This is a genomic window from Streptomyces sp. NPDC013157 (assembly GCF_042899865.1).
Classification (GTDB): domain Bacteria; phylum Actinomycetota; class Actinomycetes; order Streptomycetales; family Streptomycetaceae; genus Streptomyces.
Window position 1 is genome coordinate 474,225 of record NZ_JBIBAK010000004.1, and the last position, 23,778, is coordinate 498,002.

A 23,778-nucleotide genomic window follows, 5' to 3' on the forward strand; every position below is an offset into this window, starting at 1 on the left:
GAGTCAGAGAGAGACGCCTTCGAGCTCGGAGGCGTACGGCGGCTCCGCACCCGCCCGGGAGCACGTGATCGCTGACGCGCGCGCCGCGAATCGCAGCAGCCTCGTCCAGCCGTCGGCGCCCAGTCCCAGGAGCGCCTCGGCGGAGAGGGCGTCCTGAGCGGCCAACCCGTGCAGCAGAGCCGCGTTCACCGTGTCACCGGCGCCGATCGTGTCCACGACGGCGACCTCCTCACCGGGGACGGCGTACACGGTGCCGTCCCGGGTGAAGGCACTGAGACCGTCACCGCCGTGGGTGATCACCACGGCCGAGGGCCCCGCCGCCAGCCATTCGTGCGGGGTGCCGCCCAGCCACAAGGCGTCCTCCTCCGAGAGCTTGAGGAGCGTCACCGAGGGCAACCAGCTCTTGAAACGGGCCCGGTAGGCGTCCGGATCCGCGATCAGACCCGCCCTGATGTTCGGGTCGAGTGCGGTGAACAGGCCCTGCCCGGCCGCGTCGCGCATCAGCTCCTCATAGGCGCTCGCCCCCGGTTCCAGGACGAGCGAGAGCGTGCCGAAGGAGACGGCCCGGGTTGCGGCGGGGAGGACGGCGGGGGCGGTGAACAGGCGGTCGGCCGTGCCCTCGACGTAGAAGGAGTACGAGGCGGAGCCCCGCGGGTCGATCGTGGCGGCCGCGAGGGTGGTCGGTTCCGGGCCGCGCTCCACGAGGGAGACGTCCACACCCGCCCGCCGTAGCCCGTCCAGCAGGGCCTCGCCGAAGGCGTCACGGGAAGCCCGGGAGCAGAACGCGGTGGGGGAGCCCAGGCGGCCGAGGGCCACGGCCGTGTTGTACGGCCCGCCGCCGAGCGCCGGCTGCAGGGCCGCGAGGGCGCCCGTGCCCTGCGGTACCAGGTCGATCAGTGCTTCACCGGCGACGACGATCACGAGAGGGGTCCTTTCCCGGGTGGTGAAGACGCTTGGGTTGCTAGGAGTGAGTGCCAGGGGGTCCCGCGGCGTCCTCCTCCCGGCACCCGCACGACGTCCGGTGCACGAAGGCGCAGGGGAGCCGTACGGTCCGGGCGGGCCGGCCCGGTGAGGCCAGCCGTTCCAGGAGCACCCGGACCGCCTCGGCGCCGAGTTCCCGGCTGGGCTGGGCGATGGCGGTGAGCCGGGGCGAGAAGAGGTCGGCCCAGGCGAAGTCGTCGAAGCAGCACAGGGCGATGTCGTCCGGTACCGAGAGGCCCTGCGCGCGCAGGGCGCGCAGGGCGCCGATGGTCATCGCGTTGTTGGCGGTGACGAGCGCCGTGGGCGGGGCAGCCAGCGACAGCAGGGCGGCGGTGGCCTGCGCGGCGCCCGCCGACGCCGAGTTCCCCGGGACGATCAGGTCCTCGGCGGGCGGCAGCCCGGCCGTGACCAGTCCCTGCCGGTAGCCGACGACCCGCTCGCCGGTGGTGCTCAGCCTGGGCAGGCCCGCGACCAGGCCGATCCGCCGGTGCCCGAGACCGGCGAGGTGGGTGACGAGCCGGGCCGTCGGCTCCGTGTTCTCGGCGCAGACCTGGTCGAAGGGCGAGGTGGTGGCCGCGCGGCCGTCGACGACCCGGTCGAGGAGGACGGTCGGCACGGCATGACGGCCGAGGTAGGCGAGGAGTGCGCGCGGGTCGGCGGAGGGGGCGACGATCAGGCCGTCGACGCGGCGTTCGTGGAGGAGTTGGACCACCTTGCGCTCGTGCTCGGGGTCGTCGTGCGGGTCGGCGATGAGCAGGCTGTAGCCGTGTTCCAGGGCAGCGGCCTCGACGCCCTGGAGGATCTCCGTGAAGTAGGGGTTGCTGATCGCCGACACCGCGAGCCCGATGGAACGGGTGCGGGACGTGACCAGGGAGCGGGCGAGGGTGTTGGGCGTGTAGCCCAGTTCCTCGATGGCGTCGAGCACGGCCTGGCGGGTGTGGGGCAGCACCGGGCGGGTGTCGTTCAGCACATGGGAGACGGTCGCCACGGAGACACCGGCGCTCCGGGCGACGTCGGCCATGGTGGGCATGGGGCTCCCCTCGTCGCTTCCCGCCCAGGGCAAGGGCTCTGTGGTTCCGGCTCGGGCTCCGGGTCCGATCGATACGTCGGTCCCGATCGAGCCGCCCGCGGGGCCTTCGGCCGGAAGCTACCCCATCCGGCAGGGCCGCGTAAACGCTTGCGTAAGCGTTTACGCGCCATCGAGTGAGCCTCGCCCTCAACGCCCCCACCCCGAAGCGGGACGATCCGCCCAGGTAGTGTCGTCCCGCGCGGTTCCGGGCGGCTGTCTCCCGGAGTCCCGTACCGCCCCGATCCACCAGGAGCCCCTCGTGCCCGCCCGCCCCATCACGAGCCGTCGTAGCGTCCTTCGCGGAGCCGCCGTCACATCGGTCGCCGGACTGGGGGCGGCCGCCTGCAAGGCACCCGGCGGTGCGGCCACGGCGGAGGCCACGCCGACCGCGCCGGTCGACCTCGGAGCCGAGAGCGAGGTCGCCGCGGGCGGCGCCCGGTTCTACCGGGAGCACAACGTGGTCGTCAGCCGGTCCGCCACGGGCGTGCTGAAGGCGTACAGCACGGTCTGCACGCACGCGGGTTGCCCCATCAACAAACTCCAGGGCACGACCCTGGTCTGCCCCTGCCACGGCAGCGAGTTCGACGCCGTGACCGGGAAGGTGGTGCGGTCGCCGGCCACCGAGCCGTTGAACGAACTGCCGGTCAGGGCGTCGAACGGCCGGATCGTGGCGGGCCCCGGCGCCTGACCCGGGGGCCGGGTCTCAGCTCCGGCTCATTCCCAGTCCCAGCCGATCCCCAGCAGCCCCGGCCGTACCCGGGGCTCGACCAGGTGGACGGAGCGGTGCAGCCCGCTCAGCGGCAGGGTCTGTCGGCCGCCGCGGGGGGCCGCCGCCGAGTGCTGGGCGAACCGGTGGCAGCGGGTCGGCAGTGCGTCGGCGGCGAAACGCACCTGAAGGGTGTACTGGCCGCCCGGAAAGCCGAAACCGCGGACGTACTCGCGTGAGACACCGGCCGTGCCGTCCTCGACGGCGTAGCGGAAGAGGAAGGTGTCGCCGGAGCGCAGACGCGTGCCGAAGAGGAGTTCGGCGACGAGGAGGCCGGTCTCGGGGTCCGCGCGGACACGTCCCGCGCGGCAGTTCTCCAGCGCGCGCACGGTCATGTGCTGCGGGGCACAGCCGGGGTCGCCGTGGTGGACGGCCACGAAGCGGTCGACGCCGTCCCGGTGGGCGCGCACGATGTGCTGCGACTCGCGGGCGGCCAGTTCACGGTGGGCACCGATCCGCACCCGCTCGTGGTGTCCCAGGGTGTGCAGGCCGCCGTCGAGGGACCAGCCGAGCTCGGCCTGCATCCGGTCGATGACGTCGCAGGCCTCGACCAGGGAGCGGTAGGAGCGGGCGGCGGGGCGGCGCTCGGCAGACTCCTGGTCGGGGGTCTCGGCGAGCAACCGGATCAGGGACTCGTCCGGGAGCTGGAGGATCTCCTCCAGCGCGCGGACGGCCCGCAGCGACTCCGGGCGCTGGGGCCGGCGGGCACCCTGCTGCCAGTAACTGAGGCTGGTGACGCCCACTTTGACGCCGTAGCGGGACAGGTGGTGCTGCACGCGCTGGAGCGGCAGCCCGCGGGCGGCGATCGCGGCGCGCAGGGCCACATGGAAGGGGCCGCCGCGCAGGGCCGAGTCCAGTTCCGCGGTCGCGACGTCCGCGTGCTGTGTGCCGTGCCGCATGCAGGGGGCCTTTCTGTCGGGGGGTTCAACGGCTGGTCAGGCCGTTGGCGCGGTTCGGGGCCACCCCGTCGGCGCCGGGGCGGCCGCACCTGGGCAGGCCGCGTCCGCAGGCCGTCGCTCACGGCCCCGAGTTCCCAGGCATTGAAGCGTGTTGACCAAGCCCCGACAACACCTTCGGCCGGTCGAGAGCGCCCACGTGGCCGGGGCACGACCCCGTCCACCGACGGAACCGTGCGGTCGCGGCCGTGCCGCTCTCGGCCAGGAGGCCGGAGATCGTCGGCGGGCGAGGGGGTGATTTGGGGAGGAAGCAGAGCAAGATCCGTGACGACCGGCGAAGCCGCGCCGGACCGGCCGCGCACCGGGCCCGCGCCTGCGGCATGCGGGAACGGCTCGCGATGTCGCCGAGGTGTCCGATTTCGCGACCCGCTCTCCAGGCGGGCAGGGGCAGCGGGCGGGAGGCCACGGGGCCGGCTGCCCGCCGTGCTCGCCCGGAGGCGCGGAGTCCTCGCACCGAGTTCCGACAGTGCAACGGTCTCTCTCCCCACAGTGCGGCGCCGTACCTCCGCGATCCCCGGCCCGCCGCCGGTGCACAGCTGCCACCGGCCACGCGTCCCCGGCGCCCACTCGACGGGGCGTCCCGAAAGCCCTGGCAGCCCTGCTGCCCGTCTCTGTCCCGTCGGCTCGGCCTCTCCGTCCCGTCGGCTCTGCTCCCGGAGTCCCCGAAGCCCCCGCCGCGCCGCCCACCCCGCCCGCCCCGCCGACGGTTGTCCACAGGCTCGTCGCGGTGTCGGTGCTCGCCAGTAGGGTGTGAGACATGGCCGACCCCTCCAGCTACCGCCCCCAGCCGGGACAGATCCCGGACACTCCCGGGGTGTACAGGTTCCGTGACGAGCACCGCCGGGTGATCTACGTCGGAAAGGCGAAGAGCCTGCGCCAGCGCCTGGCGAACTACTTCCAGGACCTGGCGGGCCTGCACCCCCGCACCCGGACGATGGTCACCACCGCGGCGTCCGTGGAGTGGACCGTGGTGTCCACGGAGGTCGAGGCGCTCCAGCTGGAGTACTCCTGGATCAAGGAGTACGACCCCCGCTTCAACGTGAAGTACCGCGACGACAAGAGCTACCCGTACCTCGCGGTGACGATGAACGAGGAGTTCCCGCGGGTCCAGGTGATGCGCGGTCACAGGAAGAAGGGCGTGCGCTACTTCGGGCCGTACGGCCACGCGTGGGCGATCCGGGACACCGTCGACCTGCTGCTGCGCGTGTTCCCGGTGCGCACCTGCTCGGCCGGGGTGTTCAGGAACGCCGCCCGCACCGGCCGCCCCTGCCTGCTCGGCTACATCGGCAAGTGCTCGGCCCCCTGCGTCGGCCGGATCGAGCCGGAGGAGCATCGCGAACTGGCCGAGGAGTTCTGCGACTTCATGGCCGGCCGCACCGGCACCTACCTCCGCCGCCTGGAGAACAGGATGATGGAGGCCGCCGAGGAGATGGAGTACGAGCGGGCCGCCCGGCTGCGCGACGACATCGAGGCCCTGAAGAAGGCCATGGAGAAGAACGCGGTCGTGCTCGCCGACGCGACCGACGCCGACCTCATCGCCGTCGCGGAGGACGAGCTGGAGGCGGCCGTCCAGATCTTCCACGTGCGCGGCGGCCGCGTGCGCGGCCAGCGCGGCTGGGTGACGGACAAGGTGGAGGACGTCACCACCGGGGCTCTCGTCGAGCACGCCCTCCAGCAGCTCTACGGCGAGGAGACCGGCGACGCCGTCCCCAAGGAGGTGCTGGTCCCGGCCCTGCCCGAGCCGGTCGAGCCGGTCCAGGAGTGGCTCACCGGCCGCCGCGGCTCGAACGTCTCGCTGCGCATCCCGCAGCGCGGCGACAAGAAGGCCCTGATGGAGACCGTGCAGCGCAACGCCCAGCAGGCGCTCGCCCTGCACAAGACCAAGCGCGCCTCCGACCTCACCACCCGTTCGCGCGCGCTGGAGGAGATCGCCGACGCCCTGGACCTGGACAGCGCCCCGCTGCGCATCGAGTGCTACGACATCTCGCACCTCCAGGGCGACGACGTGGTGGCCTCCATGGTCGTCTTCGAGGACGGCCTGCAGCGCAAGAGCGAGTACCGCCGCTTCCAGATCAAGGGCTTCGCCGGCCAGGACGACGTGCGTTCCATGCACGAGGTGATCACCCGCCGCTTCCGCCGCTACCTCGCCGAGAAGGAGCGGACCGGCGAGTGGGCGGAGGACGGCGCCGAGGACGCCCGCACGGAAGCCGAGGACACCGGCACGGAATCCGGCGCCACCGCGGAATCCGGCAGCCCCGCGACCGATCTCGGAGCCGCCTCCGTGAACGGTTTCAAGGACGAGGACGGCCGTCCCAAGAAGTTCGCCTACCCGCCCCAGCTCGTGGTCGTCGACGGCGGTCAGCCGCAGGTCGCCGCCGCCCAGCGGGCGCTCGACGAGCTCGGTATCGACGACATCGCCGTCTGCGGCCTCGCCAAGCGCCTCGAAGAGGTCTGGCTGCCCGGGGACGACGACCCGGTGGTCCTGCCCCGCACCAGCGAGGGCCTCTACCTGCTCCAGCGCATCCGTGACGAGGCACACCGCTTCGCCATCACCTACCAGCGCACCAAACGGGCCAAGCGCTTCCGTTCCAGCCCCCTGGACGACGTAGCGGGGCTCGGCGAGACCCGCAAACAGGCGTTGATCAAGCATTTCGGCTCGGTGAAGAAGCTGCGGTCCGCCACAATCGAACAGATCCAGGAAGTGCCCGGGATAGGCCGCAAGACGGCCGAGACCATCGCCGTGGCCCTCGCCCAGGCGGCCCCGGCCGCACCCGCCGTGAACACGGCGACCGGAGAGATCATGGATGACAGGGAAGACGAGGCGCCCGAGACGACGGCGGACGCCTCGGGGGAGCCCGTACCCGCGGGCGCCCCGGACGATCGACGGGGCCAGGAGAGATGACCGAGCGCGACGCACAGCCCACAGCACAGCGAGATCCGGCGTTCAGCGAAACGCAGGGCGAGCCCGAGGAAACGCACAACGAGGCACGCCAGGATCAGCCGCAGGAGGCGCAAGCCGAAGCGGTCCAGGAAAACGGAGCAGAAGTGAGTACGGACGCCACCGCTGCCGGGGTGCCCGAGGCGGCCATCCCCGAGCTGGTGATCATCTCCGGCATGTCGGGAGCCGGCCGTTCCACGGCGGCGAAGTGCCTGGAGGACCTCGGCTGGTTCGTCGTGGACAACCTCCCGCCGGCCCTCATCCCCACCATGGTGGAACTGGGCGCTCGCTCCCAGGGCAACGTGGCGCGGATCGCGGTCGTCGTCGACGTGCGCGGCCGGCGCTTCTTCGACAACCTGCGCGAGTCCCTCGCCGATCTCGACAGCCGGGGCGTCACCCGCCGGATCGTCTTCCTGGAGTCCTCCGACGACGCCCTGGTCCGCCGCTTCGAGTCGGTGCGCCGCCCGCATCCCCTCCAGGGCGACGGCCGGATCGTGGACGGCATCGCCGCCGAGCGGGAGCTGCTGCGCGAGCTGCGTGGCGACGCCGACCTGGTGATCGACACCTCCAGCCTCAACGTGCACGAGCTGCGCGCCAAGATGGACGCCCAGTTCGCCGGCGAGGAGGAGCCCGAGCTGCGGGCCACCGTGATGTCGTTCGGCTTCAAGTACGGCCTGCCGGTCGACGCCGATCTGGTCGCCGACATGCGGTTCCTGCCCAACCCGCACTGGGTGCCGGAGCTGCGCCCGTACACCGGCCTCAACGAGGAGGTGTCGGCGTACGTCTTCAACCAGCCGGGCGCCAAGGAGTTCCTCGACCGGTACGCCGAGCTGCTGCGGCTGATCGCGACCGGGTACCGGCGTGAGGGCAAGCGCTACGTGACGATCGCGATCGGCTGCACGGGCGGCAAGCACCGCTCGGTCGCCGTGTCCGAGAAGCTCGCCGCCCGCCTGGCCGCCGAGGGAGTGGAGACCGTAGTCGTGCACCGGGACATGGGGCGCGAGTGACCGAGCGCAGTCCAAGGCTGAGCAGGCTGCGCCGGATGGTGCCCGAGTCCCGCGCGGGCCGTCCCGTCGAGGCCCGCGGCGCCCGGCCGCGCCGCCGCGGTGCCCAGCCCAAGGTGGTCGCCCTGGGCGGCGGCATGGGCCTGTCCGCCTCCCTCGCCGCCCTGCGGCGGATCACCGGCGACCTCACCGCCGTCGTCACCGTGGCCGACGACGGCGGCTCCAGCGGTCGCCTGCGCGACGAGCTGGGTGTGCTCCCGCCGGGTGATCTCCGCAAGGCCCTCGCCGCCCTGTGCGGTGACGACGACTGGGGGCAGACCTGGGCCCGGGTCATCCAGCACCGCTTCCAGTCCAAGGGCGACCTGCACGAGCACGCGGTCGGCAATCTGCTGATCGTCGCCCTGTGGGAGCAGCTCGGCGACCACGTCCAAGCCCTGGACCTGGTCGGCAGGCTGCTCGGCGCGCACGGACGTGTGCTGCCGATGTCCGCGGTGCCGCTGGAGCTCCAGGCCCTGGTCAAGGGGCACGACCCGGAGCGGCCCGAGGAGGTGGACCTCGTCCGCGGGCAGGCCACCGTGGCGCTCACGCCCGGCGAGGTGCAGTCCGTGCACCTGGTGCCGCACGACCCGCCGGCCGTGCCGGAGGCGGTGGCGGCCGTCCTGGACGCGGACTGGGTGGTGCTCGGCCCCGGCTCCTGGTTCTCGTCGGTGATCCCGCACCTGCTCGTCCCCGATCTGCTGGACGCGCTCACCGAGACCAAGGCCCGCAAGGTCCTCTCCTTGAACCTGGCACCGCAGCCGGGAGAAACCGAAGGCTTCTCACCGCAGCGTCATTTGGAGGTTTTGGGGCGACACGCCCCTAAACTCGCCCTGGACGTGGTGCTGGCCGACGAGGCCGCCGTGCCCGACCGCGACTCGCTCACCGAGGCCGCCAAACGGCTGGGAGCCGCGGTCGAGCTGAGCCCCGTGGCCCGGACCGACGGTTCACCCCGGCACGACCCGGAGCTGTTGGCCGCCGCGTACGACCGTATTTTTCGGATGCATGGAAGGATCGGCCCATGGCGATGACGGCAGCGGTGAAGGACGAGATCTCCCGGCTACCCGTCACCCGGACCTGCTGCCGGAAGGCGGAGGTCTCCGCCATTCTGCGGTTCGCGGGCGGCCTTCACCTGGTGAGCGGACGCATCGTGATCGAGGCGGAGCTGGACACCGCGATGGCGGCCCGGCGTCTCAAGCGGGACATCCTGGAGATCTTCGGCCACAGCTCCGAGCTGATCGTGATGGCACCCGGCGGACTGCGGCGCGGCTCGCGGTACGTCGTGCGGGTGGTGGCGGGCGGCGACCAGCTGGCCCGCCAGACCGGGCTGGTGGACGGCCGGGGCCGGCCGATCCGGGGCCTGCCCCCGCAGGTCGTCTCCGGGGCCACCTGTGACGCCGAGGCGGCCTGGCGCGGCGCCTTCCTGGCGCACGGCTCGCTGACCGAGCCCGGCCGCTCCTCCTCCCTGGAGGTGACCTGCCCGGGCCCGGAGGCCGCGCTCGCGCTGGTCGGTGCGGCCCGCCGGCTGTCCATCGCGGCGAAGGCCCGTGAGGTGCGCGGCGTGGACCGGGTGGTCGTCCGCGACGGTGACGCGATCGGCGCGCTGCTGACCCGGCTCGGCGCGCACGAGTCGGTGCTGGCCTGGGAGGAGCGCCGGATGCGCCGCGAGGTCCGCGCCACCGCGAACCGCCTCGCCAACTTCGACGACGCCAACCTGCGCCGCTCCGCCCGCGCGGCGGTCGCCGCCGGAGCCAGGGTCCAGCGTGCCCTGGAGATCCTCGCCGACGAGGTTCCCGAGCACCTCGCGGCGGCCGGCCGGCTGCGCATGGAGCACAAGCAGGCCTCCCTGGAGGAGCTGGGCGCGCTCGCCGATCCGCCGCTCACCAAGGACGCCGTCGCCGGCCGGATCCGCCGTCTGCTCGCGATGGCCGACAAGCGTGCGTCCGATCTGGGCATCCCGGGCACCGAGGCCAACCTCTCCGAGGAGCTGGCCGACAACCTCGCAGGCTGAGGCACCGTCACCCCGCCGGTGCCGACGGCCGCGACGGTCGTCGGCACCGGTGTTTGCGTCCCTTTTAAGCCACCGTGAACTGGCCATGAGGCGCCCTTGACTGGATCATGAAGTGTCATGAGCCTGGCAGGAGTTCGCCGCCGTGGCGAACCACTGCTAGGGGGGTTCATGAGACACAGAGCGAGATCGATCCTCGCTGTCGGCGCGCTCCTGATCGGCTCGGCCGCACTCGCACCCATGGCGCAGGCGCAGACCCGGAGTTCCCCGAAACCCGACCCCGACCAGGTCAAGGTCTTCCACGCCGACGTCACCAAGAAACAGATTCCCCTCCTGCTCCAGGCCGGGCAGGACGGCAACGAACTCGGCGACCAGGTCACCGGATCCGGCAAGACGGAAGTCGAGCTGTACCTCACCGACCAGCAGGCGAAGAAGCTGGCGAAGCAGGGCGTCGACCTCACCGAGCACACGGTGTCGGCCAAGGCCGAGGCTCGGGTCGAGGACGCGTCCCAGGGCGTGTTCCGCCCGTACGGCGGCACCGGCGGGCTCGAACAGGAGATCCTCGCGACCGCGCAGGCCAACCCCGGTCTGACCAAGGTCGAGTCCATCGGCAGGACGGTCGACGGGCAGGACATCCTCGCGCTCAAACTGACCAAGGGCGCGAAGAAGTCGAAGGACGGCTCCAGGCCCTCCGTGCTGTACGTGTCCAACCAGCACGCACGCGAGTGGATCACGCCGGAGATGACCCGCCGGCTGATGCACTACTACCTGGACAACTACAGCACCGACAAGCGCATCAAGAAGATCGTCGACTCGACCGAACTGTGGTTCGTGCTGTCCGCCAACCCGGACGGCTACGACTACACGTTCCAGAACTCCGACACCCGCCTGTGGCGCAAGAACCTGCGGGACGTCAACGGCGACGGGGTCATCGGCACGGGTGACGGCGTCGACCTCAACCGCAACTTCGGCTACAAGTGGGGCTACGACGACGAGGGATCGTCCCCCAACCCCACCAGCGAGACCTACCGCGGCGCGAGCCCCGAGTCCGAGCCCGAGACCAGGGCGCTGGACGACTTCGAGAAGCGGATCGGGTTCACGTACGGCATCAACTACCACTCCGCCGCCGAACTCCTCCTCTACGGCGTCGGCTGGCAGGTGGCCACCCCGACCCCCGACGACGTCGTCTACAAGGCGCTCGCCGGCACCCCGGACAACCCCGCGATCCCCGGCTACCACTCGCAGGTCTCCTCGGAGCTGTACACCACCAACGGCGAGGCGGACGGCCACGCGTCCAACGTCAACGGCATGGCGATGTTCACGCCCGAGATGTCGACCTGTCAGACGGCGTCGAACATCGACCCGAACGACGCCTGGAACGCCGCCGACTGCCAGTCGGTCTTCAACTTCCCGGACGACGAGAAGCTGATCCAGGACGAGTTCGAGAAGAACATCCCCTTCGCGCTCTCCGTCGCCGAGACCGCCGCCCACCCCGACCAGCCGGCCTCCTCGGTCGGGCTGAGCGCCGCCGACTTCACCCCGGCGACGTTCTCCACGTCCTACTCGCGCGGCGCCGACCAGGAGGTCTCCGTCGTCGTCCGCAAGGCGGTCCGCGACAAGGAGCTCAAGTACCGCGTCAACGGCGGCCGCACGCAGGACAGGGCGCTCAAGGCATGGAAGGGCGGCGAGACCTACGGCGGCAGGGACAACCTCTACTTCGACGAGTACCGGGCCAAGGTGAAGGACGGCGACCCGGGCGACAAGGTCGAGGTGTGGTTCACCGGGGAGACGAAGAGCGGCAAGAAGGTCTCCAGCGCGCACTTCACCTACATCGTCGCCGAGCGGGCCAAGGCGGACACCCTGGTGGTCGCCGAGGAGGGCGTCAAGGCCGCCCAGGCGCAGACCTACGTCGACGCGCTGAAGGCCGCCGGGCACAAGGCGGTCGTCTGGGACGTCGCCACCCAGGGCGCGCCCGACGCGCTCGGGGTGCTGAAGCACTTCAGGAACGTCGTCCACTACTCGGGCACCAGCGGCCCCGGCAACGACACCCAGCTCCAGCTGCGCGCCTACCTCAACGAGGGCGGCAAGCTGATCGAGGCCGGCGAGCTGGCCGGCGGCAGCGTGAACCTCGCCGACGGCACCCCGTCGAACGACTTCAGCCAGTACTACCTGGGCGCCTACTCCCGTACGTCGACGCCCGGAGCCACCGGCTTCACCGGCTCCGGCACCCTGGACGGCTTCAGCGGGGCCCTGAGCGGGACCTCCGCCAACCCGCTCGACAAGGCCGGGACCTACGCCGTCACCTCCGACGAGCTCTCGCCTGCCACGTACCCGCAGTTCGCCAGCGCGGGCGCGGGCCAGTTCGCCGGGACCGTCAACCCGTACGGGCCGTACTCCGGGTCGTACATGGCCGCGGCCGTCCACACCGACGACGCCTACAAGCGCCTCACCCGCACCGTCGACCTCACCGGTGCCACCGCGTCCCAGCAGCCGACCCTCAGCGCCAGGCTGCTGTGGGACACCGAACCCGGCTACGACCACGCGGTCGTCGAGGCGCACGTCGTCGGCAGCGACGACTGGACGACCCTGCCGGACAAGAACGGCGCCACCAGCAGCACCGTACCGAGCGAGTGCGGGGCGGGCTTCCTGATCGCCGAGCACCCGTGGCTCAAGCACTACCTGACCATCGCGGACAACCAGTGCACCGCGAGCGGCACCAGCGGCGCCTGGAACAGCTTCACCGGCAGCTCGGCGGGCTGGCAGCCGGTGAGCTTCGACCTGAGCGCCTACGCCGGGAAGACCGTCGAGATCTCCATCGGCTACATCACCGACCCGAGCACCGGCGGCCACGGCGTCCTCGTCGACGACGCCTCGCTCGGTCTCGGCGGCACGGCCACCGAGACCGAGGGCTTCGAGTCCTCCCTCGGCGCCTGGAGCGTCACCGGACCGCCCGCGGGCAGCCCGGCCGTCCTCAAGGACTGGGAGCGCACCGGGGCCCTGTTCAAGACGTACGGAGCCGTCACCACCGACCGCACCGTGCTGCTCGGCTTCGGCCTGGAGCAGGTCGCTTCCGCGGCCGATCGTGCCGCTCTGGTGAAGAAGGCGTTGACAGCACTCGACAACTGACCCCGAGGGCACGCGACAAGTGAGCCGACCCGCTCACGAACGAGTGAAAGGGCGGTAAAAACGGGACGGCATTCCCTGGCAAACCAGGGCAATACGACCCCCGATCCGAGGTGGTCCGTACCCCTACTGGCGGGTACGGACCGCCTCGCCGTGTATGGGGCATCTGGATGTCACCACGGAAGCCTCAGGGAGGTAGGGTCATGGGTGGTCGGGGACATCCCAAATACAGCTCGCCGGCACCGCATGGCCGGCGTACCAACGAGGAGATCGGTTCGTGACGATCCGCGTAGGCATCAACGGCTTCGGTCGTATCGGTCGCAACTACTTCCGCGCGCTGCTGGAGCAGGGCGCTGACATCGAGATCGTGGCTGTCAACGACCTGGGTGACACCGCGACCACCGCGCACCTGCTGAAGTACGACACGATCCTCGGCCGCCTCAAGGCCGAGGTGTCGCACACCGCCGACACGATCACCGTCGACGGCCACACCATCAAGGTGCTGTCCGAGCGCAACCCCGCCGACATCCCGTGGGGCGAGCTGGGCGTCGACATCGTCATCGAGTCGACCGGCATCTTCACGAAGAAGGCCGACGCCGAGAAGCACATCGCCGGCGGCGCCAAGAAGGTCCTCATCTCGGCTCCGGCCAAGGACGAGGACATCACCATCGTGATGGGCGTCAACCAGGACAAGTACGACCCGGCGAACCACCACGTCATCTCCAACGCCTCCTGCACCACCAACTGTGTGGCGCCGATGGCGAAGGTGCTCGACGAGAACTTCGGCATCGTCAAGGGCCTGATGACGACGGTGCACGCGTACACCAACGACCAGCGCATCCTGGACTTCCCGCACAAGGACCTGCGCCGCGCGCGTGCCGCCGCCGAGAACATCATCCCGACCACCACGGGTGCCGCCAAGGCCACCGCGCTGGTCCTCCCGCAGCTCAAGGGCAAGCTGGACGGCATCGCCATGCGCGTCCCGGTCCCGACCGGCTCCGCCACCGACCTGGTCGTGACGCTGCAGCGCGAGGTCACCAAGGACGAGGTCAACGCCGCGTTCAAGAAGGCCTCCGAGGACGGCGACCTGAAGGGCTACCTGGCGTACACCGAGGACGAGATCGTCTCCTCGGACATCGTCAGCGACCCGGCCTCCTGCACCTTCGACTCCTCCCTGACCATGGTCCAGGAGGGCAACACGGTGAAGGTCCTCGGCTGGTACGACAACGAGTGGGGCTACTCCAACCGCCTCGTCGACCTCACGGTCTTCGTCGGCGAACAGCTCTGATCGGCCGAACAGGCACCACGATGCGGTAGCAGGGCTCGGGCAGCGCACGGTCGCGCCGCCCGGGCCCTGACGCACGTAAGGATCGACCCGACGACATACGGTTCGATCAGTCCTCGTACGATCAAGAGCCCTCCTGTAGGAGTCCCCAACCATGAAGACGATCGACGAACTCCTCGCCGAAGGGGTCGACGGCAAGCGGGTCTTCGTCCGTGCCGACCTCAACGTGCCGATGGCCGACGGTCTCATCACCGACGACGGCCGCATCCGCGCCGTCCTGCCCACCGTGAAGGCCCTCGCCGACGCGGGCGCCAAGGTGGTCGTCGCCTCCCACCTGGGCCGCCCCAAGGGCGCCCCGGACCCGAAGTTCTCCCTGCTCCAGGCCGCCGAGCGGCTCGCCGAACTGCTCGGCGCCCCGGTCGCGTTCGCCCAGGACACCGTCGGCCCCGCCGCCCACGACGCGGTGAACGGCCTCCAGCCCGGCCAGGTCGCCGTCATCGAGAACCTGCGCTTCAACGCCGGCGAAACCTCGAAGGACGACATCGAGCGCGGCGAGTTCGCCGACCAGCTCGCCGCCCTCGCGGACGTCTACGTCGGCGACGGCTTCGGCGCCGTGCACCGGGGGCACGCCTCCGTCTACGACCTCCCGGCCCGGCTGCCGCACTACGCCGGCTACCTGATCGCCACCGAGGTCGGCGTCCTGAAGAAGCTCACCGAGGACGTCCAGCGGCCCTACGCCGTCGTGCTCGGCGGCGCCAAGGTCTCCGACAAGCTCGCCGTGATCGACCAGCTGCTCGGCAAGGCCGACCGCATCCTCGTCGGCGGCGGCATGGTCTACACCTTCCTCAAGGCCAAGGGGTACGAGGTCGGCAGCTCCCTCCTCCAGGAGGACCAGCTCGCGACCGTCACCGAGTACCTCGAGCGCGCCGAGAAGACCGGCGTCGAGATCGTGCTGCCCGTCGACACCCTGGTCGCCCCTGAGTTCCCGGACCTGTCGGCCAAGGCCTCCACCAACCCCGCCACGGTCCCCGCGGACGCCATGCCGGCCGGCCAGATGGGCCTGGACATCGGCCCGGAGACCAGCAAGCTGTACGCCTCGAAGCTCGCCGACGCCGCCACCGTCTTCTGGAACGGCCCCATGGGCGTCTTCGAGCACCCCGACTACGCCGCGGGCACCCGGGCGGTCGCCCAGGCCCTCGTCGAGTCCAAGGGCTTCACCGTCGTCGGCGGCGGGGACTCCGCAGCCGCCGTGCGCATCCTCGGCTTCGACGAGAACGCGTTCGGACACATCTCGACCGGTGGCGGCGCCTCCCTCGAATACCTCGAGGGCAAGACGCTCCCCGGCCTCGCCGCACTGGAGGACTGACCCACATGAGCACGCGCACGCCGATCATGGCGGGCAACTGGAAGATGAACCTCAACCACCTCGAGGCCATCGCGCACGTCCAGAAGCTCGCCTTCGCCCTGGCCGACAAGGACTACGAGGCCGTCGAGGTCGCCGTCCTGCCGCCCTTCACCGACCTGCGCTCCGTGCAGACCCTGGTCGACGGCGACAAGCTCAAGATCAAGTACGGCGCCCAGGACCTCTCGGCACACGACTCCGGCGCCTACACCGGCGAGATCTCCGGCCCCATGCTGGCCAAGCTGAAGTGCACGTACGTGGTCATCGGCCACTCCGAGCGCCGCCAGTACCACGCCGAGACCGACGAGATCGTGAACGCCAAGGTCAAGGCCGCCTACAAGCACGGCCTCACCCCGATCCTGTGCGTCGGGGAGGAGCTGGACGTCCGCGAGGCGGGCAACCACGTCTCCCACACCCTCGCCCAGGTCGAGGGCGGTCTCAAGGACCTCCCGGCCGAGCAGGCCGAGACCGTCGTGATCGCCTACGAGCCCGTGTGGGCCATCGGCACCGGCAAGGTCTGCGGCGCCGCGGACGCCCAGGAGGTCTGCGCCGCGATCCGCGCCAAGCTCGCCGAGCTGTACAGCCAGGAGCTGGCCGACCAGGTCCGCATCCAGTACGGCGGCTCCGTCAAGGCCGGCAACGTGGCCGAGATCATGGCGCAGGCCGACATCGACGGCGCCCTGGTGGGCGGCGCCTCGCTGGACGCGGACGAATTCGTCAAGATCGTGCGCTTCCGCGATCAGTGATCGGGCGGAGCGAGTAGGCCACGGGGGCGATCCGTCGTACCCTTGCGGGGACAAGGCGGTCAGCTGCCTTGTCCCCGTCGTTCATCCGAATCCGAGAGAGTTGGTCCAGCCGTGGTTTTGGGGTTCTCGATCGCCCTGATCGTCTTCAGCCTGCTGCTGATGCTGCTGGTGCTGATGCACAAGGGCAAGGGCGGCGGCCTCTCCGACATGTTCGGTGGCGGTATGCAGTCCTCCGTCGGCGGCTCCTCGGTCGCCGAGCGGAACCTGGACCGGATCACCCTGGTGATCGGTCTGCTGTGGCTCGCGTGCATCATCGTCCTCGGCATCCTGATGAAGACGAACAGCTGATCCGCGACTCGCACACACGCACAATCTGTACGTAAGGCCCCATGTTCGGTACGCGCACCTGAGCGCGGCCTATCATGGGGCTTGCGTCTAGGTGCTGGGGCGGTAACTCCCACCACTGGACGCGCGTTGGGCCTTACGTAGACTGAGGCGCTCGCAACGAAGCGACACGCCGACTCGCTTCGCGGCACCATCACGCAGGGAGTTACGACCGTGGCAAGTGGCAACGCGATCCGAGGTAGCCGGGTCGGGGCGGGGCCGATGGGCGAGGCCGAGCGCGGCGAGTCCGCGCCGCGTCTGCGCATCTCCTTCTGGTGCTCCAACGGGCATGAGACGCAGCCGAGCTTCGCCAGCGACGCGCAGGTGCCCGAGACCTGGGACTGCCCGCGCTGTGGCTTCCCGGCCGGTCAGGACCGGGACAACCCGCCGGACCCGCCGCGCACCGAGCCGTACAAGACGCACCTCGCGTACGTACGGGAGCGACGCAGCGACGCGGACGGCGAGGCGATCCTCGCCGAGGCGCTCGCCAAACTGCGGGGCGAGATCTAGGAGTTGAACCGGCCGGGTGCCCACGAGGCGCCTGGCCGGAGCTGTCTCCGCGGCCGGGGCCCGGCCCGTTGTCAGTGGTGCCCTCTACGGTTCGTGTATCGACGGATCGTGAGGGGGCGGCGGTGACGGTGGGCGAGGGGGCACCGGTGTGGCGCGGGGGATTCGGGCGGCTGTGGACGGCCGCCGTGGTCTCCCGGTTCGGGGACGCGTTACGGTCGTCCGCGCTGCCCCTGCTGGCCGCGCGCCTGACCGACGACCCGCTCGCCATCGCCTCGGTGACAGCCTGCGGCTATGCGCCGTGGCTGCTGTTCGGACTGCTCGGCGGTGCCGTCGCGGACCGGGTGGACCAGCGGCGCGCGATGTGGGCCGTGGACACGGTACGAGGGCTGCTCGTCGCCGCCTTCGCACTCGCCGTGGCGGTCGGTCACGCCTCGATCCCCCTGCTGCTCCTGCTCGCCTTCGCGCTCACCACCCTGCAGACACTCTTCGACAACGCCTGCACGGCCCTGCTGCCCTCCCTGGTGGACCGGCACGCCCTCGGCGGTGCCAACGCCCGGCTGATGACTGGCCAGCAGATCGCCGGCGGCCTGCTCGGCGCCCCGCTCGTGCCGCTGCTCCTGGCGGCCGGCGCGGCCGTGCCTTTCGCGGCCGACGCGAGCACCTTCCTCGCGGCCGCCGCCCTGGTCGCCTCGCTGCGGACCCGGCCGCCGGAGCGGGCCCCACGCCCGGCCGGCAGCACCCTGCGCACGGAGATCGGCGAGGGCCTGCGCGCCCTGTGGCAGGACCGCCCCCTGCGGGCCGTCTGCGTGGCCACCCTGCTCTGCAACATCGGCATGGGCGCCCTGATCGCCACCCTCGTGCTGCACGTCACGCGCTGGCTGCACGCCGGCACCGCCGGATACGCCGCCGCCATGACCGCGTACTCGGCCGGCAGCATCACCGGCGGCTTCCTCGCCCAGCGCATCGCCCGCCGCACCGGCCGGGTCCGGGCCCTGCTGGTCGCCGGCACGGTGCAGACGTCGTCCCTACTGCTCATCGGCACCGTCCGGCACCTCGCTGCCCTCGTCGCCGGCATGCTGCTGCTCGGCGCGATGAACATGGTGTGGAACGTCAACCAGGTCACGCTGATGCAGCAACGCGCGCCCGAGTCGATGACCGGCCGGATCGCCGCCGCCTTCCGCACCTCCTCCACGTCCGGCGCGCCGCTCGGCGCCCTCCTCGGCGGAGCCGTCGCGGGAGCCTACGGCCTGAACGGGCCCGCGCTGCTGGGCGCCGTCCTCTTCGGCCTGGCCGTCACCTCGTTGATACCGGTGCGCAAGCCGGACGTACCTGTTGTTGCGCCGCGGGACGGCGCGACGGCAGGCCGTGCCCCGAGCTGATCAACTAGGTTGGAACGGCAGCGGCACAGGCGCGCAACAGGACAGGTGCAAGGAAGAAGGCTGAAGTCGGAATGAACGCAGACGGCCGTACCAGGCTCAACCAGACGCCCGAGTGGACCGCGCTCGCCAAGCACCGGGAGGAGCTCGCCGAGACCCATCTGCGGGACCTGTTCGACGCCGACCCGGGACGCGGCACGGGCTACACACTCCAGGTCGGCGACCTCCACATCGACTACTCGAAGCACCTGGTCAACGACGAGACGCTGCGGCTGCTGCGGGAGCTGGCCGCCGCCACCGACGTCTTCGGCCTGCGGGACGCCATGTTCCGCGGCGAGAAGATCAACGTCACCGAGGACCGCGCCGTGCTGCACACCGCCCTGCGTGCCCCGCGCGACGCGGTGATCGAGGTCGACGGCGAGAACGTGGTGCCGCAGGTGCACGCCGTCCTGGACAAGATGGCCGACTTCGCCGGCCGTGTCCGCTCCGGCGCCTGGACCGGCCACACCGGCAAACGCATCAAGAACGTGATCAACGTCGGCATCGGCGGTTCCGACCTCGGCCCCGCGATGGCCTACGAGGTGCTGCGCAGCTTCACCGACCGCGACCTCACGGTCCGCTTCGTCTCCAACGTCGACGGCGCCGACCTGCACGAGGCCACCCGCGACCTGGACGCGGCCGAGACCCTCTTCGTCATCGCCTCCAAGACGTTCACCACCATCGAGACGATCACCAACGCGACCTCCGCCCGCAACTGGCTCCTCACCGAGCTGAAGGCCGGTCAGGAAGCGGTCGCCAAGCACTTCGTGGCCCTGTCGACGAACGCCGGCAAGGTGACGGAGTTCGGTATCGACCCGGACAACATGTTCGAGTTCTGGGACTGGGTCGGCGGCCGCTACTCCTACGACTCGGCGATCGGCCTCTCGCTGATGATCGCCATCGGCCCGGACCGCTTCCGCGAGATGCTGGACGGCTTCCACCTGGTCGACGAGCACTTCCGCACCGCTCCCGCCGAGGCCAACGTGCCCCTGCTCCTGGGCCTGCTGGGCATCTGGTACGGCAACTTCCACGACGCCCAGTCGCACGCGGTGCTGCCCTACAGCCACTACCTCTCCAAGTTCACCGCCTACCTCCAGCAGCTGGACATGGAGTCCAACGGCAAGTACGTGGCGCGCGACGGCAAGGAGGTCGACTGGCAGACCGGCCCGGTCGTCTGGGGCACGCCCGGCACCAACGGCCAGCACGCGTACTACCAGTTGATCCACCAGGGCACCAAGCTGATCCCGGCGGACTTCATCGGCTTCGCCGAGCCGGTCGCCGAGCTGAGCGGTGAGCTCAAGGCGCAGCACGACCTGCTGATGGCGAACTTCTTCGCCCAGACCCAGGCGCTGGCCTTCGGCAAGACGGCGGAGGAGGTCCGCGCGGAGGGCGTGGCCGAGGAGCAGGTGGCGCACCGCACCTTCAAGGGCAACCACCCGACGACGACCATCCTCGCGCGGGAACTCACCCCGTCCGTGCTCGGCCAGCTGGTGGCGTTGTACGAACACAAGGTGTTCACCCAGGGCGCCGTCTGGAACATCGACTCCTTCGACCAGTGGGGCGTGGAGCTGGGCAAGGTGCTCGCCAAGCGCATCGAGCCCGCCCTCACCGAGGGCACCGAGGTATCCGGCCTGGACGCGTCGACGACGGCGCTGGTGGCCAAGTACCGGGAGCTGCACGGGCGTTAGGCCCGGCCATGAAAGAACCCGTACGGCCGCCGTGGCCGTACGGGTTCTCGGTCAGTGCTTCGTCACGCCGAAGCCGGCGGATACAGCGACCGCGGCAGCTGGGAGGCCGCCGTCGAGTCCAGCAGCCAGAGCGTGCGTTGGCGGCCCTGGGCGCCTGCTGCCGGGGCCTGGATCTCGCCCGCGCCGGAGAGGGCGATGGCGACGGCCTCGGCCTTGTCCTCGCCCGCCGCCAGGAGCCAGACCTCGCGGGCCGAGCGGATGGCGGGGAGGGTGAGGGAGACCCGGGTCGGCGGCGGCTTGGGGGCGCCGTGGACGCCGACCACCGTGCGTTCCGTCTCGCGGACCGCGGGCAGCTCCGGGAAGAGCGAGGCCACGTGGGTGTCCGGGCCGACTCCCAGCATCAGGACGTCGAAGGTGGGCACCGAGCCGTGGTTCTCGGGGCCGGCCGCGCGGGCCAGCTCCGCCGCGTAGGCCTCGGCCGCCGCGTCCACGTCCGTGCCCCAGGGGCCGTCCGACGCGGGCATGGCGTGCACGCGCTTCGGGTCCACCGGGACCTGGTCGAGCAAGGCGTCGCGGGCCTGGGTGACGTTGCGCTCCGGGTCGCCCTCGGGCAGGAAGCGCTCGTCGCCCCACCAGAGGTCGAGCCGGCCCCAGTCGATGGCGTCCCGGGCCGGGGCCGCCGCCAGGGCCGCCAGCAGGCCGTTGCCGTTGCGGCCGCCCGTGAGGACCACGGACGCCTCGCCCCGGGAGGCCTGGGCGTCCACGATCTTCGTGATCAGGCGGGCCGCGGCGGCCTGCGCCATCAGCTCCTTGTCGCGGTGCACGACCAGCTGGGGAGTGCTCATGTCGCCTTCGCCCTCTTCTTCAGCGGCGGCCTTTCCTGCGGTGCCGCTTCTGTCGTGGGAGCCTCGGCAGCGGCTTCGGGGGCTGCTGCCGCACGGGTGACCGGTTCTCCTTTGGGGGAGACCTCCGGAGCCGGAGCTTCCGGAACCGGCACCGGTTCGGTGGCCGGGGAGGCCGACGCGTTCAGGCGCTCCACGCCGAACCGCAGCGCGGACGCGTAGGTGTCGTCCGGGTCGAGCCGGCGCAGCTCCTCCGCGATCAGCTCGGCCGTGTCGCGCCGCTTCAGCGCCACCGCACGGTCCGGCTGACCGTCGATGGACAGGGTCGCGAGGGAGCCGTCCGCGCGGTCCAGCGCGATCGCGCCCTCGCTGGTGGCGAGCCGGACCGCGGTCAGGCCGGGGCCGGCCGACAGGGAGCGCTTGACGGGGACGTCCAGCCGGTCCGCGAGCCACATCGCCAGCAGCTCGCAGCTCGGGTTGAACTCCTCGCCCTCCACCTCGACCGCCTTGACGTCGCAGACCACCTGGTCCAGGGCCGCCGCCAGCATCGAGCGCCAGGGCGTGATCCGGGTCCAGGAAAGGTCCGTGTCGCCGGGGGTGTAGGCGTCCGCGCGGGCGGACAGCTCCCGTACCGGCTGCTCGGAGGAGTAGGTGTCGGTGACCCGGCGCTGGGCGAGGGCACCGAGGGGGTCCTTCGCCGGGTCGAGCGGGGCGTTCACCGGCCACCAGACGACGACCGGGGCGTCCGGCAGCAGCAGCGGCAGCACGACCGAGTCGGCGTGGTCGGCGACCTCGCCGTACAGCCGCAGCACCACCGTCTCGCCGGAGCCCGCGTCCGCGCCCACCCGGACCTCGGCGTCCAGGCGGGACGCCGTACGGTCGCGGGGGGAGCGGGAGACGCGCTTGATGACGACCAGCGTGCGCGAGGGGTGCTCGTGCGAGGCGTCGCCGGCGGCCTTCAGGGCGTCGTACGCGTTCTCCTCGTCGGTGACGATGACGAGGGTGAGCACCATGCCCACGGCGGGCGTGCCGATGGCCCGGCGGCCCTGCACCAGCGCCTTGTTGACCTTGCCGGCCGTGGTGTCCGTGAGGTCTATCTTCATGGGCGGCGCCAGCTCCGTCCGTCTCGTGCCAGCATCTCGTCGGCCTCGGCGGGGCCCCAGGTGCCGGACTTGTACTGGGCGGGCCTGCCGTGCGTGTCCCAGTACTCCTCGATCGGGTCGAGGATCTTCCAGGACAGCTCGACCTCCTCCGTGCGCGGGAAGAGGTTGGAGTCGCCGAGCAGCACGTCCAGGATCAGGCGCTCGTACGCCTCCGGCGAGGACTCGGTGAAGGACTCGCCGTAGGCGAAGTCCATCGACACGTCCCGGATCTCCATCGAGGTGCCCGGCACCTTGGAGCCGAAGCGGACGGTGACGCCCTCGTCGGGCTGGACGCGGATGACGATCGCGTTCTGCCCGAGTTCCTCGGTGGCCGTCTGGTCGAAGGGGGAGTGCGGGGCCCGCTGGAAGACCACCGCGATCTCGGTGACGCGGCGGCCGAGGCGCTTGCCGGTGCGCAGGTAGAAGGGGACGCCCGCCCAGCGGCGGTTGTCGATGCCCAGCTTCACGGCCGCGTACGTGTCGGTCTTCGACTTGGTGTCGATGCCGTCCTCTTCGAGGTAGCCGATGACCTTCTCGCCGCCCTGCCAGCCGGCCGCGTACTGGCCGCGCACGGTCGACCTGCCGAGGTCCTTCGGCAGTCGTACCGCGCCGAGCACCTTCTCCTTCTCGGCGGCCAGTGCGTCCGCGTCGAAGGAGGCCGGCTCCTCCATGGCGGTCAGGGCCATGAGCTGAAGGAGGTGGTTCTGGATGACGTCACGGGCCGAGCCGATGCCGTCGTAGTAGCCGGCGCGGCCGCCGATACCGATGTCCTCGGCCATGGTGATCTGCACGTGGTCCACGAAGGACCGGTTCCAGACCGGCTCGAACATGGTGTTGGCGAAGCGCAGCGCCAAGACGTTCTGGACGGTCTCCTTGCCGAGGTAGTGGTCGATCCGGAAGACCTGCTCCGGCTCGAACACCTCGTGCACGACCTTGTTGAGCTCCTCGGCCGACTTCAGGTCGTGGCCGAAGGGCTTCTCGATGACCGCGCGCCGCCAGGAGCCGCCGGACTGGTCGGCCAGGCCGTGCTTCTTCAGCTGCTGGATGACCACCGGGAAGGAGCGCGGCGGCACCGAGAGGTAGAAGGCGAAGTTGCCGCCCGTGCCCTGCGCCTTGTCCAGCTCCTCGATGGTGGAGCGCAGGCGCTCGAACGCGTCGTCGTCGTCGAAGGTGCCCTGGACGAAGCGCATCCCCTGGATGAGCTGCTGCCAGACCTCCTCGCGGAACGGGGTGCGGGCGTGTTCCTTCACGGCGTCGTGGACCTCGGCGGCGAAGTCCTCGTTGGCCCACTCACGGCGGGCGAAGCCGACCAGGGAGAAGCCCGGCGGCAGCAGACCCCGGTTGGCGAGGTCGTAGACGGCGGGCATGAGCTTCTTACGGGAGAGGTCGCCCGTGACGCCGAAGATGACCAGACCCGACGGCCCCGCGATACGCGGGAGCCGTCGGTCTGCGGGGTCACGCAGCGGATTGCTGCTTGACAAGG

General features: G+C 71.0%; 19 protein-coding genes. 13 read left to right on the forward strand and 6 right to left on the reverse strand.

The features are described 5' to 3' along the window. Positions 1-3: 3 nt before the first annotated feature. Both ACFY6U_RS15440 and ACFY6U_RS15445 read right to left on the reverse strand, forming a co-directional pair. Positions 4-921 carry a carbohydrate kinase gene (locus ACFY6U_RS15440; RefSeq protein WP_390038317.1) on the reverse strand — a complete coding sequence of 306 codons (918 nt, stop codon included), beginning with the start codon at positions 919-921 and terminating at the stop codon, positions 4-6. Positions 922-961: 40 nt separating this feature from the next. Then, positions 962-2,011, reverse strand: a complete 1,050-nt coding sequence (locus tag ACFY6U_RS15445; protein ID WP_390038319.1) for a LacI family DNA-binding transcriptional regulator — start codon at positions 2,009-2,011, stop codon at positions 962-964. A gap of 298 nt (positions 2,012-2,309) precedes the next feature. On the opposite strand from ACFY6U_RS15445, the gene ACFY6U_RS15450 reads away from it, so the two are divergent. After that, positions 2,310-2,738 carry a Rieske (2Fe-2S) protein gene (locus ACFY6U_RS15450; protein ID WP_390038321.1) on the forward strand — a complete coding sequence of 143 codons (429 nt, stop codon included), beginning with the start codon at positions 2,310-2,312 and terminating at the stop codon, positions 2,736-2,738. A gap of 26 nt (positions 2,739-2,764) precedes the next feature. Here ACFY6U_RS15450 and ACFY6U_RS15455 read toward each other — a convergent pair whose 3' ends face one another. Continuing rightward, positions 2,765-3,715, reverse strand: coding sequence for a hypothetical protein (locus ACFY6U_RS15455; RefSeq protein ID WP_390038323.1), 951 nt, complete (start codon positions 3,713-3,715; stop codon positions 2,765-2,767). Between the two features lie 814 nt (positions 3,716-4,529). On the opposite strand from ACFY6U_RS15455, the gene uvrC reads away from it, so the two are divergent. The 12 genes from uvrC to pgi all read left to right on the forward strand — a co-directional run bounded on the left by uvrC (position 4,530) and on the right by pgi (position 20,311). After that, the gene (gene uvrC / locus ACFY6U_RS15460) at positions 4,530-6,674 is read left to right on the forward strand and encodes an excinuclease ABC subunit UvrC (protein ID WP_390038325.1); all 2,145 of its coding nucleotides are present in this window, start codon (positions 4,530-4,532) and stop codon (positions 6,672-6,674) included. Further along, complete coding sequence (gene rapZ, locus ACFY6U_RS15465) at positions 6,671-7,717, forward strand: RNase adapter RapZ (protein ID WP_390038327.1); 1,047 nt, start codon at positions 6,671-6,673, stop codon at positions 7,715-7,717. Before uvrC ends, rapZ begins: the two co-directional genes overlap by 4 nt. Continuing rightward, positions 7,714-8,781: a uridine diphosphate-N-acetylglucosamine-binding protein YvcK gene (yvcK, locus tag ACFY6U_RS15470; protein WP_093504485.1), complete on the forward strand. Its 1,068-nt coding sequence runs from the start codon at positions 7,714-7,716 to the stop codon at positions 8,779-8,781. The genes rapZ and yvcK overlap by 4 nt, the downstream gene beginning before the upstream one ends. Then, entirely contained in the window at positions 8,772-9,761 is a 990-nt protein-coding gene (gene whiA / locus ACFY6U_RS15475; RefSeq protein ID WP_089100932.1) for a DNA-binding protein WhiA, read from the forward strand. Before yvcK ends, whiA begins: the two co-directional genes overlap by 10 nt. Positions 9,762-9,929: 168 nt before the next feature. Next, positions 9,930-12,884, forward strand: a complete 2,955-nt coding sequence (locus tag ACFY6U_RS15480; RefSeq protein ID WP_390038330.1) for a M14 family zinc carboxypeptidase — start codon at positions 9,930-9,932, stop codon at positions 12,882-12,884. Positions 12,885-13,158: 274 nt separating this feature from the next. Further along, positions 13,159-14,169: a type I glyceraldehyde-3-phosphate dehydrogenase gene (gene gap / locus ACFY6U_RS15485; protein ID WP_181806329.1), complete on the forward strand. Its 1,011-nt coding sequence runs from the start codon at positions 13,159-13,161 to the stop codon at positions 14,167-14,169. 151 nt (positions 14,170-14,320) lie between these two features. Further along, entirely contained in the window at positions 14,321-15,532 is a 1,212-nt protein-coding gene (locus tag ACFY6U_RS15490; RefSeq protein ID WP_390038332.1) for a phosphoglycerate kinase, read from the forward strand. A 5-nt stretch (positions 15,533-15,537) separates the two neighbouring features. Next, positions 15,538-16,314 carry a triose-phosphate isomerase gene (gene tpiA, locus ACFY6U_RS15495; protein ID WP_390038333.1) on the forward strand — a complete coding sequence of 259 codons (777 nt, stop codon included), beginning with the start codon at positions 15,538-15,540 and terminating at the stop codon, positions 16,312-16,314. A gap of 117 nt (positions 16,315-16,431) precedes the next feature. Next, positions 16,432-16,662, forward strand: coding sequence for a preprotein translocase subunit SecG (gene secG, locus ACFY6U_RS15500; protein WP_177233337.1), 231 nt, complete (start codon positions 16,432-16,434; stop codon positions 16,660-16,662). Positions 16,663-16,872: 210 nt separating this feature from the next. Continuing rightward, entirely contained in the window at positions 16,873-17,208 is a 336-nt protein-coding gene (locus ACFY6U_RS15505) for an RNA polymerase-binding protein RbpA (RefSeq protein WP_003976875.1), read from the forward strand. Positions 17,209-17,393: 185 nt separating this feature from the next. Then, complete coding sequence (locus ACFY6U_RS15510) at positions 17,394-18,587, forward strand: MFS transporter (RefSeq protein ID WP_390038671.1); 1,194 nt, start codon at positions 17,394-17,396, stop codon at positions 18,585-18,587. A 71-nt stretch (positions 18,588-18,658) separates the two neighbouring features. Further along, positions 18,659-20,311, forward strand: a complete 1,653-nt coding sequence (gene pgi / locus ACFY6U_RS15515; protein WP_390038335.1) for a glucose-6-phosphate isomerase — start codon at positions 18,659-18,661, stop codon at positions 20,309-20,311. A 62-nt stretch (positions 20,312-20,373) separates the two neighbouring features. Here pgi and pgl read toward each other — a convergent pair whose 3' ends face one another. The 3 genes from pgl to zwf are packed head-to-tail and all read right to left on the reverse strand — an operon-like array spanning position 20,374 to position 23,776. After that, positions 20,374-21,156 (reverse strand): 6-phosphogluconolactonase, encoded by a 783-nt coding sequence (gene pgl / locus ACFY6U_RS15520; RefSeq protein ID WP_390038337.1) that lies wholly within the window; start codon positions 21,154-21,156, stop codon positions 20,374-20,376. After that, positions 21,153-22,256, reverse strand: coding sequence for a glucose-6-phosphate dehydrogenase assembly protein OpcA (gene opcA / locus ACFY6U_RS15525; protein ID WP_390038339.1), 1,104 nt, complete (start codon positions 22,254-22,256; stop codon positions 21,153-21,155). Before opcA ends, pgl begins: the two co-directional genes overlap by 4 nt. Continuing rightward, positions 22,253-23,776 (reverse strand): glucose-6-phosphate dehydrogenase, encoded by a 1,524-nt coding sequence (zwf, locus tag ACFY6U_RS15530; protein WP_390038341.1) that lies wholly within the window; start codon positions 23,774-23,776, stop codon positions 22,253-22,255. Before zwf ends, opcA begins: the two co-directional genes overlap by 4 nt. Positions 23,777-23,778: the final 2 nt, after the last annotated feature.

Bases quoted from the DNA above. Each gene is read 5' to 3' on its own strand.
- ACFY6U_RS15445 (WP_390038319.1), bottom strand. From the start codon at position 2,011: ATGCCCACCATGGCCGACGTCGCCCGGAGCGCCGGTGTCTCCGTGGCG.
- ACFY6U_RS15455 (WP_390038323.1), bottom strand. From the start codon at position 3,715: ATGCGGCACGGCACACAGCACGCGGACGTCGCGACCGCGGAACTGGAC.
- uvrC (WP_390038325.1), top strand. From the start codon at position 4,530: ATGGCCGACCCCTCCAGCTACCGCCCCCAGCCGGGACAGATCCCGGAC.
- rapZ (WP_390038327.1), top strand. From the start codon at position 6,671: ATGACCGAGCGCGACGCACAGCCCACAGCACAGCGAGATCCGGCGTTC.
- whiA (WP_089100932.1), top strand. From the start codon at position 8,772: ATGGCGATGACGGCAGCGGTGAAGGACGAGATCTCCCGGCTACCCGTC.
- ACFY6U_RS15480 (WP_390038330.1), top strand. From the start codon at position 9,930: ATGAGACACAGAGCGAGATCGATCCTCGCTGTCGGCGCGCTCCTGATC.
- ACFY6U_RS15490 (WP_390038332.1), top strand. From the start codon at position 14,321: ATGAAGACGATCGACGAACTCCTCGCCGAAGGGGTCGACGGCAAGCGG.
- tpiA (WP_390038333.1), top strand. From the start codon at position 15,538: ATGAGCACGCGCACGCCGATCATGGCGGGCAACTGGAAGATGAACCTC.
- pgi (WP_390038335.1), top strand. From the start codon at position 18,659: ATGAACGCAGACGGCCGTACCAGGCTCAACCAGACGCCCGAGTGGACC.
- pgl (WP_390038337.1), bottom strand. From the start codon at position 21,156: ATGAGCACTCCCCAGCTGGTCGTGCACCGCGACAAGGAGCTGATGGCG.
- opcA (WP_390038339.1), bottom strand. From the start codon at position 22,256: ATGAAGATAGACCTCACGGACACCACGGCCGGCAAGGTCAACAAGGCG.